The sequence below is a fragment of the Caulobacter sp. Root343 genome (assembly GCF_001425745.1).
In the GTDB taxonomy this organism is placed as follows: domain Bacteria; phylum Pseudomonadota; class Alphaproteobacteria; order Caulobacterales; family Caulobacteraceae; genus Caulobacter.
In genome coordinates, this window is the sequence record NZ_LMDF01000008.1 from 197,595 (window position 1) to 210,054 (window position 12,460).

At 66.9% G+C, this 12,460-nt stretch carries 9 protein-coding genes; 3 read left to right on the forward strand and 6 right to left on the reverse strand.

Annotation, left to right across the window (positions count from 1 at the left end):
• The 4 genes from ASC70_RS19265 to hisS form a co-directional block, all read right to left on the reverse strand.
• Positions 1–891 carry an alpha/beta fold hydrolase gene (locus tag ASC70_RS19265; protein WP_056053365.1) on the reverse strand — a complete coding sequence of 297 codons (891 nt, stop codon included), beginning with the start codon at positions 889–891 and terminating at the stop codon, positions 1–3.
• A gap of 460 nt (positions 892–1,351) precedes the next feature.
• Positions 1,352–2,323 (reverse strand): ATP phosphoribosyltransferase, encoded by a 972-nt coding sequence (gene hisG / locus ASC70_RS19270; protein WP_056053367.1) that lies wholly within the window; start codon positions 2,321–2,323, stop codon positions 1,352–1,354.
• The gene (locus ASC70_RS19275) at positions 2,320–3,453 is read right to left on the reverse strand and encodes an ATP phosphoribosyltransferase regulatory subunit (RefSeq protein WP_056053370.1); all 1,134 of its coding nucleotides are present in this window, start codon (positions 3,451–3,453) and stop codon (positions 2,320–2,322) included. The genes hisG and ASC70_RS19275 overlap by 4 nt, the downstream gene beginning before the upstream one ends.
• A gap of 3 nt (positions 3,454–3,456) precedes the next feature.
• On the reverse strand, positions 3,457–4,950 hold the full coding sequence (gene hisS, locus ASC70_RS19280; RefSeq protein WP_056053373.1) for a histidine--tRNA ligase: 1,494 nt from the start codon (positions 4,948–4,950) through the stop codon (positions 3,457–3,459).
• A gap of 513 nt (positions 4,951–5,463) precedes the next feature.
• Between hisS and ASC70_RS25105 the strand changes: the two genes are divergently transcribed.
• Complete coding sequence (locus ASC70_RS25105) at positions 5,464–6,519, forward strand: LPO_1073/Vpar_1526 family protein (protein WP_156396266.1); 1,056 nt, start codon at positions 5,464–5,466, stop codon at positions 6,517–6,519.
• 109 nt (positions 6,520–6,628) lie between these two features.
• On the opposite strand, the gene ASC70_RS19285 is transcribed toward ASC70_RS25105, so the two are convergent.
• Positions 6,629–6,850: a hypothetical protein gene (locus tag ASC70_RS19285; protein WP_056053375.1), complete on the reverse strand. Its 222-nt coding sequence runs from the start codon at positions 6,848–6,850 to the stop codon at positions 6,629–6,631.
• Positions 6,851–8,245: 1,395 nt separating this feature from the next.
• Between ASC70_RS19285 and ASC70_RS19290 the strand changes: the two genes are divergently transcribed.
• Both ASC70_RS19290 and ASC70_RS19295 read left to right on the forward strand, forming a co-directional pair.
• Positions 8,246–8,476: a hypothetical protein gene (locus ASC70_RS19290; RefSeq protein ID WP_052196719.1), complete on the forward strand. Its 231-nt coding sequence runs from the start codon at positions 8,246–8,248 to the stop codon at positions 8,474–8,476.
• 184 nt (positions 8,477–8,660) lie between these two features.
• The gene (locus ASC70_RS19295; RefSeq protein WP_056053378.1) at positions 8,661–10,703 is read left to right on the forward strand and encodes a TonB-dependent siderophore receptor; all 2,043 of its coding nucleotides are present in this window, start codon (positions 8,661–8,663) and stop codon (positions 10,701–10,703) included.
• Between the two features lie 114 nt (positions 10,704–10,817).
• On the opposite strand, the gene pgi is transcribed toward ASC70_RS19295, so the two are convergent.
• Positions 10,818–12,437, reverse strand: coding sequence for a glucose-6-phosphate isomerase (gene pgi / locus ASC70_RS19300; protein WP_056053380.1), 1,620 nt, complete (start codon positions 12,435–12,437; stop codon positions 10,818–10,820).
• Between the last annotated feature and the right edge of the window lie 23 nt (positions 12,438–12,460).

Sequence of the window (12,460 nt, forward strand, 5' to 3'; positions counted from 1 at the left end):
CTACGGCAGCAGGAAGCGGCGCAGGCGGTCCAGGGTTTCGGCCGGATGCTCTTCGGGAAAGAAATGCCCGCCGCGCACCGCCTCGCCCGTCACGTGCGCGGCCCAGCGTCGCCAGATCTCCAGCGGACCGCCCTCGTCCGCGTACCAGGAGGCCAGGCCGCCCGAGGCGCTCCATAGCGCCAGCAGCGGACAGGCGATCCGGCGGCCCTGAGCGAGGTCGGCCTCGTCGTGCTCGCGGTCGATCGTCGCCGCCGCGCGGTACTCCTGGCAGATGGCGTGGACCTGGTCCGGATCGCGCAGCGCCTCGACATAGGCGGCGCGCAGGTCGTCGGGAACGGCGCTCGCGGGCGTGCCCCAGCCGGAAAGCGCGGCCTCGACCACCGCCTCCGGACATCCGCCGATCAGGCGCTCGGGCAAAGGGGCGGGCTGGGCCAGCAGCGAGAACGGCCAGAAGGCCAACGCGAACCGCGCATCGGCGCGCGCCCAGACCGCCGCCGTCGGAATGACGTCGAGGACGGCCAAGTGGCTGACGCGGTCCGGATGATCCAGCGCCATGCGGTAGGCTGCCCGCCCGCCGCGATCGTGTCCGACCACGGCGAAGCGCGGAAACCCCAGGCGCACCATGGCCTCGATCAACGGCAAGGCCATCGCGCGTTTGGGCTGGAGGGCGTCGGGATCATCGAGGGCGGGCGAACTGCGGCCATATCCGGGCAGGTCGGGGCAGACGACCGTGAAGTCGCGCGCCAGGCCCGGCGCGATCTGCCGCCACATCAGGTGGGTCTCGGGGAAGCCATGCAGCAGCAGGACGGCGGGGCCCTGGCCGCCGCGCCGCGCGAAGACCCGCCGTCCCGCGCCAAGCGCGACCTCGACGATCTCAAATCCGGCGAACATGGCTCGGCCGCCTTCCGTTGCGTCCTGTCACGGGCGTAACGACGAAGGCGCGTGAGGGTATCCAGCCGGCGTTCGAACGCGGCGGATCACGGAGATGCTGATGGCGCGTTGAAGGCGCTCTCCGTTGCTAAACAAGTTTTGACGGAAGAGTCAAAAATCTGAGCCGTAGCCCAGATACACCAAACCCGCCGCGGGGGATAATCGCGACGGGCTGGCTATTTTCTCGATCATTCGATCTAGGCGGGCGTTTCCTCCCCGAAACGCCGAAGAACGGGAGCTCTCTGTTGGGCTCGTTTCGTCCTTGCAGTGTCTAGAAACGTCAAATTCATGACGGTGTCAACGCATCAAACCCTTTTTCGCAACGGGTTCGCCAGATTTTTGACGCGAAAGGCGTAGTTTGGACGCGGAAGTCGAAGTTACCCCCGGATTCCGCGCCAATATTTGACAAGGATGTCAAAACTTACTTTTTGAGGACGTCCCCGAGCGCGTCCGCGAAACGGCCCAGCACCGCCGAGCGCGACTCGAACACATAGTCCGGGCGCGAGACGGTGACCGGCTCGACCCCGGCGGCGGCCAGGGCCGCGGCGGCGTCGAACAGGTCGCCGGTCGCCAGCAGGGCGCCGTTGGCCCGGCGCGAGCCGCCTTTGGCCACGAAGGCCGCCACCGCCGCTTGGCCCGCCGCGTCCTGCTCGGCCGGCCAGACCAGGGTCGCCAGCTTGCCCGCCCGCCCCTTGGCCTCGACCACCGACAGCAGGCGCTTGAGGCTATCCAGCTGTTCGGCCGACCAGTCGGCGATCAACGAGGCGGTCAGCTGGGCTTGGCTCTTCAGGATCACGCCGTCCGACAGGATCTTCAGGCCGTTGGCCGCCAGGGTCGCGCCGGTGGTGGTGATGTCGACGACCAGCTCCGCCGCGCCGGCGGCCGGAGCCCCCTCGGTCGCGCCGCTGCTCTCGACGATCCGGTAGTCGGCGACTCCGTGGCGGGCGAAGAAGGCCCGGGTCTGGGTGACGTACTTGGTCGCCACCCGCAGGCGGCGGCCGGTCTTGGCGAGATGGGCGTGCCCGACCTCGTCGATGTCGGCCATGGTGTCGACGTCCAGCCAGCTCTTGGGCGCGGTCACCACCAGGTCGGCGCGGCCGAAGCCCAGGGCCCGCAGCAGCATGACCCGGCTGTCCATGTCGTCGCCGCGTTCGCGCAGCAGGTCTTCGCCCGTGACGCCCAGGTGCAAGTCACCGCTGTCGAGGCCGGCGGCGATGTCGCCCGCCGATAGCAGCCGCACCGAGACGCCGGGCAGGCCGGCCAGCTCGGCCGAATAGCCCCGCGCGCCGCCGGTCATCTCCAGCTTGAAGCCGCACTCGGCCAGCCAGGCCTCGACCTGGTCCTTCAGGCGGCCCTTGGAGGGGATGGCGAAGATCATAGGTGCGGAGCTCATTCGCCGCCTCCCGCGTAGGCGCGCGCTGGTCGGACCATGCAGCCCACCGCGCCGGTGTTGGTGGAGACGCCCAGCCTCGCCGGCAAGCCGTCATAGCGCCCGCCGGCGGCCAGCGGCCGCTCAGCGCCAAGCGCCAAAGACCGCACCTCGAACAGGAAGCCGTCGTAATAGCCGAAGGCCCGGCCGAAGGCGGCGGCCAGGGTCGCCTTGTCCAGCGGCACGCCCCGCGCGGCCATGCCCGACAGGCGCGAACGCCAGCCGGCGACGGCGGCCGTCAGCGCCGCATCGTTCGGCCCCGCCAGCGCCGCGATGGCGTCCAGGGCCGCGTCCGGACGATCCGAGACGGCCAGGAAGGCGCGGACCTTTTCGGCCTGCTCCGGGTTCAGACGACCGGCCTGGGCGGCCTCGGCCTTTTCGACCAGGCGGTGGGCGATCTCGGCCGGGCGGCGGCCGCCGACGGGCTCGATGCCGGCCAGGGACCACAGCTCCTGGAGCACGGCGGAGGCCTCCGCCTCGGGCAGGCCGGCCAGCAACGTCGCGATCCGCGACTGCTCGCCGGACAGCGGAGCAGCGGCCTCGCCATCCAGCTCCGCCTTCAGCTGGCGCGGCTTGGCGAAGGCGCGCTTGAGCCGCGCGGCCAGGGGCGCGGCCAGGTCGAGGCTGTCGATGAAGGCCGCGAACAGCGACACGTCGCCCAGCACCAGCGACAGGTCCGCGCGCCCGCCGGCAGCCGACGAGGCCCAGGCCAGCGCGGCGATCTCGGCGTCGGCGGCCACGGGGTCGCCGGCCTCGAAGGCCTCGACCCCCAGCTGCAGAAACTCCTCGGCCCGGTCCGAGCCGCGCGGCGCGACGCGGAACGCCTTGCCCTCGTAGCGGTAACGGCCGCTCTCCAGCCCAGAAGCGAAGTGCTCGCGCGCCACGGCGACCGTGAAGTCGGGGCGCAGGCAAGCCTCCTCGCCGCCGTCGCCGGAGACGACGAACAGCCGCGAGCGCATGGCCTCGCCGGCCAGGTCGAGCAGCAGGCCCAGGGGCTGCAGCACCGGCGCGTCGGTCGGCGCGGCGCCGGCCGCCAGCAAGGGCGCGCGGATGGCGTCGAGCGCCTCCGCCGGAATGGAACGCTCGAGCCTCATGATCTAGCCCTCGATGATCTTGCGGACGACGCCGACGAGCTGATCGCGGGCAACGGTCTGCTGGCCCGGACGCTCGGCCTTCCAGGCGGCGTTGTCGGCCAGGCCCTGGGCGGCCATGCGGCCGGCGTCGAGGTCCTTGATCGTCACCGTGCCGGCGGCGATCTCGTCACCGCCCAGCATCACGACGGCCGGCGCGCCCCGGCGGTCGGCGTATTTCATCTGCGGCTTCATGCCCGAGGTCCCCAGATAGACCTCGGCCGCGATGCCCGCCGCGCGCAGCTGTCCGACCACGGAGAAGTACTCGCCCATGTGGGCCTGGTCGAAGGTGATCACCACCACCGGCCCGCGCGCCGCGCCGCCGGGCTCGCGTCCCGCCGCCCGCAGCGCCGCCGCCAGGCGGGTGACGCCGAACGAGAAGCCCGTGGCCGGCGTCGCCGTGCCGGTGAACCGCGCCACCAGGTCGTCATAGCGCCCGCCGCCGCCGATCGAGCCGAACGAGACCTTGTTCCCCTTCTCGTCCGTGGTGCTGAGCAGCAGCTCAGCCTCGAACACCGCGCCGGTGTAGTATTCCAGCCCCCGGACGATCGACGGGTCGATGAAGGCCTGGTCGTCGGCGATGCCCAGGCTGGTCAGGGCCGCGTCGATCCGCGACAGCTCCAGCAAGCCCTCGTCGCCCTCGGCCGAGCCGCCGATGACCTTGGCGATGTTGTCCAGCGTCGCGGCCCGACCGCCGGCCCCGGCCGCCACGAAGTCCAGCACCTGGTCGACCGCCTTGCCCTTCAGGCCCGCGCCCTTGGTGAAGTCGCCGCTCTCGTCCAGGCGGCCCTCACCGAGCAGCAGCCGCACGCCCTCGACACCAAGCCGGTCCAGCTTGTCGACGGCGCGCAGCACGGCCAGCTTCTGGCCGGCGCTGTCGGCGCCCGCCGCCGTCAGCAGCCCATTCAGCAGCTTGCGATTGTTGATCTTCAGCACCGCCGCGCCGCGCGGCAGGCCCGCCGCCTCCAGCCCCTCGACCGCCATGGCGATGATCTCGGCGTCGGCCTCCGGACGGGCCGAGCCCACCGTGTCGGCGTCGCACTGGATGAACTGGCGGAAGCGCCCCGGCCCCGGCTTCTCGTTGCGCCACACCGGCCCGAACGCGTAGCGGCGGAACGGCTTGGGCAAGGTCTCCCAGTTCTGGGCCGCGAACCGCGCCAGCGGCGCGGTCAGGTCGTAGCGCAGCGCCATCCACTGGTCGTCGTCGTCCTGCAGCGCGAACACGCCCTCATTGGGCCGGTCGCTGTCGGGCAGGAACTTGCCCAGGGCGTCGGCATATTCGAACGCCCCGGTGTCCAGGGCCTCGAAGCCGTAGCGCTCATAGACCGCCGACACCGCCTCCAGGATCGCCCGCTCGGCCCGCAGATCGCGGGCGCGCTTGTCGGCGAAGCCGCGCGGAGCGCGGGCCTCGGGGCGGAAGGTCTCTTCGGCGGGCGTGTCGTCGGCGGGGGAGGAAGTCATTCGTCGGTCCTGAATCTTCAAGGCTTCGACGGATGGCGCTTGCGCTTAAGCCCCATCCGCTAGGCGGGGCTCGGGCTGGGGGCTTGCTTTAGAGCGAGCTGACCCGGCCGATCCCGCGAGGCGAGGTCGGATGGTGGTGGTGGCCGTGATGGTGCGGCGCGCGGGTCATCGGGCGGGGGTGTAGCGGATGAGGGGTAAGAGGGGAAGGGGGTGGCGCTAAACCGACAACGCTACTCGCTCACCCCGCCCGCCTGAGGTGTGACAAAGGCTTGGGGCGTAGTAAAAACTGCAAAGCTTGAGCTCACTGGACAATGATTCCCATGCCATGGCTTCGTGAAAACGCTGAAGTACTCTCCCTCGGCTTAGCATCCACTTCGACACTTATTGCAGTAATTTTCTGGCTTATAAAAAGATCTAAAAGAATCACATCCGGCACCTCAATAAGTCAAAGTAGCGGCAACAACAGTACGAATATTGTTTCATCCGGAAACGTTCATATAGGCCGTACTCACGATGAGAAGTGATCAAACCACCGGTGATAATTCTATTGCGGTAGTGGCTTCAGGCGCGGTCTCTATACATACCGGTGTGAGCGTCGCCGACGTCAAAGAGATTTTCCGCGACATGATGCGCGACGCAATGGTCGGCATTCAGCGCGAAGCGCTCCAAGAGGCGGAACAAAGAAATGAAAAGCTAGTCGATGATCTTTTGTCTCGAGCGGAAGATCGCTTTGGAGAACAAATTGAGGAGAAACTGGCGGGCTTCAAGGACCCCGGAGCTCAATATGCCTTTAAGCAAGCACAAAATGGTTATTGCAGATATGGCGATGACGAGGCAAAAGATAACGCCATTGAACTAATACTAGACAGAATATCTAATAATTACGAAAATGATTTCAATATCATTGTTGATGACGCAATTGAGAAAGCTGCAAGGCTGAGCGAAAGGCAAGTAAAAATCCTTTGCTTGATATTCTCTATATTTAGTAATCCACCATTAACAATATCAAATTTAGAAAATTTTGATAAGTACGTTTCGTATATGGCAGAATTATCCTCCGACATACCCGCCAGAGAATCTGACATATCGATGTTAAAGATTCACGGACTGCTCATCGACCACTCCGCTACAAGGCATTGGATGAATATAGATGATATAATTAGGCAACGATATTGGGGGATATTCGCTAAAGGATTCGATCAAAACATTGTCGACTTTGACACCTCGGATAGAGATCTATTCCTTCCCTGCCTCCGCAATCCAACATTGATGCAAGCCAACAACGTTCAACTCGCCCCTTGGCGCGAACGCTTGACGGCCACAGGGCTCTCCGATGAAAAGATTCAGGAGATTATAAATATCTGCGAAAACTCCACCATGAGCATAGATGAAATTAAGAGCTTATTAGATGGGAAAAGTCAAAATTTTCAAAATTTAAGAGATGATTTCACGAAAGAAGGCTCGATAAAATATTCAAAGCTGACTACTGTTGGAACAGCAATTGCCTTTTCGAAGGTAAAGCGCACCGGTTTCTACGAGTATTTATCGATGCGCGACCTCATCGCGTGAGAAACTATTGCATCTCACGACGAGAGATTGCAGAGCTGATCGGGACTCTTCAAGCATGCCGCAGCCTTCAAAGATGTGGGCTAGCGCGGTCAGGCGGCGGCGGGAGGACCTAGCCCCAGAAATTCCGCCGCTTGCCGCGCCAGACCTGCGCGATGTTGAAGACCGTCCAGATCCACAGGACGGGCCAGATCAGCACGACCCAGTCCCTCGCCAAGACCATGGCCAGCAGGGCCCCGACCGTCCAGACGACGATGTAGAGTCCGGTGAGGCGCTGCTTCGAGGACTTGTCCATGCGCGAGGGAGCGTCGTGTATTCGCGGGGCGGTGTCCATGCGGAGCCCCTGTCCCTTCTCCCCTTGCGGGAGAAGGTGGCCTGCGCAGCAGGTCGGATGAGGGTGGAAAGGCGGCGACGCTGCTAAGGCGGTTGATGCCGGGCGCCAAGTGGACAGGGCTATCGACCCCTCATCCGGCCGCTTCGCGTCCACCTTCTCCCGCAAGGGGAGAAGGGAGGCTGAGGCGGGATCCGCTGCTTGCTGGCCCCTCATCGCCATCCGACCTCCCAGGTCGGTGCGATCCTTAAATCTCTTGGAGGCTGCAGCGTGCAGGGCTGATCAGGTCAGTCAAGGACCGCCTCCGGCGGCCGCGCGCGGCGACGCGGAGCGTCGTCCTTGAGTGACCTGATCAGCCCTGCGATCGTCTCGCCGTGAGATGTAAGGAGGGCTCCGACCTCGGGCGGTCGGATGGTGGCAGGGGGTAGGCTGGCCGAGGCGGAGACGCCCCATCCGGCCCTCTGGGCCACCTCCCCCGCAAGCGGGGGAGGATCGCGCGCCGAAATCCCTCTCTCTYWGAGAGAGGGAGGGGCCCGCCACGTAGCGGTGGGAGGGTGAGAGGTTTCACCGCCGGCCGGGAAATCCGAGACAACGGGCTTGCTCCCCAAAACCCCGACCTCCCCGGCGAAGGCCGGGGCCCAGATTCATCCGGAGAGGTTGAGGCTGATGCGCCCTCGCATCGCGCAGTCCCTGTGAAGTCCGTGGGTTCGAGCTGGGCCCCGGCGTTCGCCGGGGAGTCGGGAGGCGGGGTGCTCTGTTCGGAGAGGGTGTAACCTCTCACCCTCCCACGCTTCGCGCGGGCCCCTCCCTCTCTCTYWGAGAGAGGGATTCATCGGGACTCACGGGGATTGAGCCGCCTCTATCCCCGGCGTTCGCGAGACAGAACTCCACGAAATCAACCCCTTCCCACTTTTACGCGCCGCCGAATGATCCGCGTTCAAAACCACCCCCATACTTGTCCTCGCCCCACCGCTGGGGAGGCCGTCCAGCTGGCGACCTGACGGGCGGTGCGGGGCGGTCGAGCGGGACGCGCTCGCCGGGCCTCTTCGGAGACTCGCCTTCGCGACGGATCCAGACGCGGGTTCCCTGAAACATCGGGACGAAGCCCTGGCGGCGAAGGCTTGGCGGACGCTCCAGGCGCGGGCTGAAATCGCCCGCGCGGTCCGGAGGGGTCGCTTTCCCTTCCGCCCGCCGGGGGCCTCTCTTGGGAGCGGGTTAAGACCCCGCGCCCCGAGGGCTCATCGGATAACGATCGCGCGGAGCGCTCCGGCCCAGGCCGAAACGGTACTCCACTACAACCTTCCGGGCCTCGCCCGGACGCTTCGCCGCCTCCCCAGCCCGCCGGCTTTCCCGGCGGAAGACCGTCCCCGTGTGTCCAACCTCGACAGGAGATCCATCATGTCCAAGCCCAAGCCCCCGCACACGCCCGCCTCGCGTCCGGCCGATGCCCCCGCGCCCCGCAGCTCCGCCACGGCGGTCTTGCGGGAGATCGTCAGGACCCGGCTGGAGCTGATCGGCAGGATGGAATACCGCGAGTTGCAGTCGCTGAAGGCGCAGCTGGCCGAGCTGCCGCCCGTTCCGGAACCCCGGCCCGCGGAGCCCCCCGTCTCACCGTCGAACGACGTCTGAGCCTCGCCGCCCTATACACGAAATCTTAAGTCAAACCCGAAACCAGGTCAGGCTTATCCACAGCGCCGCTCGGTATAGGATCATGACGGCCGTGTAATCTGACCCAAAAGTAATCCACATTTCCGCCTTGTAACTTGAGATCAACGGGCGCGGCGGTCAGACCTCTCCCCACTGAGGGGAAACAGTGATGACCAAGTCCATTCTTCTGGCCACAGCGGCCATGTTCGTGCTCGCCGGCGCCGCTCACGCCCAGCAGGCGCCGGCCCCGACGGTCGAGGCCGCCCCGGCCGCCGGCCAGAGCGGCGTGCTGGTCTTCCAGCCCGACTTCTTCGCCGCCCAGCGCCCGAACACCGCCCTGGACATGGTCGACCGGGTGCCCGGCTTCGACGTCGACGACGGCTCGGGGGCCCGGGGCTTCGAGGGCGCGGTCGGCAACATCCTGATCAACGGCAGCCGCCCGGCCTCCAAGAACGACACCGGCTCCAACGTGCTGGGTCGCACCCCCGCCAACCGCGTCGAGCGCATCGAGCTGATCCGCGGCGGCGCCCCCGGCGTCGATATGCAGGGCTATGCGGTGATCGTGAACGTGATCCTGAAGAAGGGCGTCAGCCACCAGTCGATCCTGACCTGGAGCCCGGTGCTGTTCGACGGCGGCCAGGACGTCTATGGCGGCAGCTATCAGTTCACCGCCACCAACGGCGACAAGAGCTGGGGCGTGACGCTCAACGACGGCACCTCGACCAGCGACAGCAACGGCGTGGGCCGCAACGTCCGCCACGACGGGACGGGCAAGCTGATCCGCGACGAGGCCTTCATCAACGACGGCTGGGGCGGCGGGCGCTCGGTGCGCGGCAACTATTCGGGCCCGGTCGCCGGCGGCAAGCTGGAGGCCACGGCCCGCTACGGCGTCAACGACTGGAAGGAATGGCAGGAGCTGAGCTCGCCCACCGCCTTCCGCCGCAGCGCCTATGCCGAGGAGAGCCATTCGGCCGAGCTGGGCCTGACCTATACCCGGCCGCTGGCCCCGAAGTGGAACCTCGAGACCCGCGCCATCCACAGCTTCGAGAACTTCGACAACGTCTCGACCGGCGACGAGACCCTGTCGGGCGTCAAGAGCGCCCAGCAGCGGTTCGTGGCCGACGGCGACAGCTCGGAATCGATCGCCCGCGGCCTGGTCCGCTTCGAACAGTCCAAGGCCCTGACCATCGAGGCCGGCGGCGAAGTCGCCTACAACATGCTGGACGTGAAGCAGGCCTACAGCGTCGGCGGCGTGGCCGTGCCCCTGCCTAGCGCGTCGGTCAAGGTCGAGGAGCTGCGCGGCGAGGCCTTCACCAAGGCGACCTGGCGGGTCAATCCGAAGCTGACCCTGGAGGGCGGCCTGCGGGCCGAGAAGTCGACGATCAAGCAGTCGGGCGACGCCAGCAACGAGAAGAGCTTCTTCTATCTGAAGCCCCGCTTCCTGGCGACCTGGACGCCCAAGGCCAACAACCAGGTCCGCTTCCGCTTCGAGCGCGAGCTGGGCCAGCTGGACTTCGAGGACTTCGCCGCCTCGTCGGACCTGGACGACGAGACCGTCTATGGCGGCAATGTCGACCTCAAGCCCGAACAGCGCTGGATCTCGGAGATCAGCTACGAGCGCCGCTTCTGGGGCGAGGGCATCGTCTCGATCGGCTATCGCCACGACGAGATCATCGGCGTGATCGACCGCCTGCCGCTGCCCGGCGGCCTGTCGGCCACCGGCAATATCGGCGACGCGACCCTGGACCGGCTGTCGGTCAACATCATCGTGCCGACCGACAAGTTCGGCATCAAGGGCGGCCGCTTCACCTTCAAGAACGACTGGAACGAGACCCACGTCAAAGACCCGACGACGGGCAGGGACCGGCCGATCACCCGCGTACGCCCGACCCAGGCCAATATCGGCTTCCAGCAGGACCTGGTGAAGTACAAGACCCAGTGGGGGATCAACTGGCTGCCGCTGCTGGGCCAGGGCACCTATGACGTCGACCAGACCAATGTCTGGCGCGGCGCGGGCTATTACGAGGGCTTCGTCGAGTACAAGCCGACCCCGACCCTGGCGATCCGCGCCCAGCTGAACCTCTGGGACGACTTCACCATCCGCCGCACGGTCTTCGCCAACCGCACCGACCGCGCGGTCTCCTTCGTCGAGGACCGGGACATCAACCCGCGGAGCTTCGTGACGCTGCGGGTGCGCAAGACGTTTTGACCTTAGAAACTGTCATCCCGGACAAGCGCGAAGCGCGCCGATCCGGGACCGCCGGAAGCTCAGAGCCTGTGGCGGTCCCGGCTCTCCGCTTCGCTACGGCCGGGATGACAGATATTATTTGCGCAGCCGCTGGATCAGCGCCGCCGTCGACGGGTCATGCTGGCCCGTCGCGCCGCTCTCCAGCTCGGGCAGGATGCGGCCGGCCATCACCTTGCCCAGCTCGACGCCCCACTGGTCGAAGGAATTGATCCCCCAGATCACGCCCTCGACGAAGGTCTTGTGCTCATAGAGGGCGATCAGGGCGCCGAAGGTCCGGGGCGTCAGGCGCTCCAGCACCACCAGGGTCGAGGGCCGGTTGCCGGCGAAGGTGCGCTGCGGGGCCAGGGTGGCGATCTCGGCCTCGGACACGCCCTTGGCCGTGAGCTCGGCGACGACGTCGGCGGTCGAGCGGCCAACCATGAAGGCCTCGGCCTGGGCCAGCAGGTTCGACAGCAGCTTCTCGTGCATGCCGGCCGGGCCTTCGTCGGACTGGGCGACGCCGATCAGCTCCATCGGCGTGATGTCGGTCCCCTGGTGCATGCACTGGAAATAGGCGTGCTGGACGTTGGTGCCCTCGTCGCCGAAGACGACCGTGGCGGTGCCGCGCTTGGCCGGCTTGCCGTCGGGGCCGACCGACTTGCCGTTGCTCTCCATCTCCAGCTGCTGCAGGAACGAGGCCAGGCGGCGCAGGCGGTGCGAATAGGGCACGACCGAGCGGGCCCGGCGGTCCAGGCCGTTGCGGTTGAAGATCTGGGCCAGGGCGACCAGCACCGGGGCGTTCTTCTCCAGCGGCGCGGCGCGGAAGTGCTCGTCCATCGCCGCCCCGCCGTCCAGGAAGCCCTGGAACGCGTCCCAGCCGGCCGCGACGGCCACCGACAGGCTGACCGACGACCACAGCGAATAGCGGCCGCCGACCCAGTCCCAGAAGCCGAACACCCGATCGTCGGGCACGCCGAACGCGGCGGTCTTGTCCAGCGCGGTCGAGATGGCGGCCAGGTGCTGGTTCGCCCCGCTCTCGCCCAGGGCCTCGGCCAGCCAGGCGCGGGCGGCGGTGGCGTTGGCCAGGGTCTCCTGCGTCGTGAAGGTCTTGGAGACCACGATGACCAGGGTCTCTTCGGGATCCATGTCGGCCGTGGTCAGGGCGAACTCGGCGCCGTCGACATTGGCCACGAAGCGCAGGTCGATCTGCGGCTTCACCGGCCGCAGGGCGTCCCACAGCAGGCGGGGGCCAAGGTCGCTGCCGCCGATGCCGATGTGCAGGATGGCCTTGAACGGTTTGCCGGTCGCGCCCTTGATCGCGCCCGAACGGACCGCCTCGGCGAAGGCCTTCATCCGCTGACGGACGGCCTCGACCTCGGCCATTACCGGCTGGCCGCCCGCCTTGAAGTCGGCGCCCGCCGGGGCGCGTAGAGCGGTATGCAGCACCGCCCGGCCCTCGGACGAATTGATCGCCTCGCCGCCGAACATCTGGGCCCGGGCGCCTTCGACGTCGGCGGCGTGGGCCAGGTCGAGGGCGGCTTCGAGACCGGCTTCGTCCCAGGCTTGCTTCGACAGGTCCAGGTGAAGGCCGGCGACATCCAGGGTCAGCGCTTCGAGCCTTCCGGGCTCGCTCTCGAAGAACTCGACGATGCGCTTTTCGCCCGCGGCCTTGGCGGCGGCTTCCAGGCGGTTCCAGGCGGTGTCGAGATCGGCCATGCGGAGGATGTCCTTTTGGTAAA

What these genes read in the sequence shown, in the direction of transcription:
- ASC70_RS19265 (WP_056053365.1), bottom strand. Translation starts at nt 891, where the DNA reads ATGTTCGCCGGATTTGAGATCGTCGAGGTCGCGCTTGGCGCGGGACGG.
- hisG (WP_056053367.1), bottom strand. Translation starts at nt 2,323, where the DNA reads ATGAGCTCCGCACCTATGATCTTCGCCATCCCCTCCAAGGGCCGCCTG.
- ASC70_RS19275 (WP_056053370.1), bottom strand. Translation starts at nt 3,453, where the DNA reads ATGAGGCTCGAGCGTTCCATTCCGGCGGAGGCGCTCGACGCCATCCGC.
- hisS (WP_056053373.1), bottom strand. Translation starts at nt 4,950, where the DNA reads ATGACTTCCTCCCCCGCCGACGACACGCCCGCCGAAGAGACCTTCCGC.
- ASC70_RS25105 (WP_156396266.1), top strand. Translation starts at nt 5,464, where the DNA reads ATGAGAAGTGATCAAACCACCGGTGATAATTCTATTGCGGTAGTGGCT.
- ASC70_RS19285 (WP_056053375.1), bottom strand. Translation starts at nt 6,850, where the DNA reads ATGGACACCGCCCCGCGAATACACGACGCTCCCTCGCGCATGGACAAG.
- ASC70_RS19290 (WP_052196719.1), top strand. Translation starts at nt 8,246, where the DNA reads ATGTCCAAGCCCAAGCCCCCGCACACGCCCGCCTCGCGTCCGGCCGAT.
- pgi (WP_056053380.1), bottom strand. Translation starts at nt 12,437, where the DNA reads ATGGCCGATCTCGACACCGCCTGGAACCGCCTGGAAGCCGCCGCCAAG.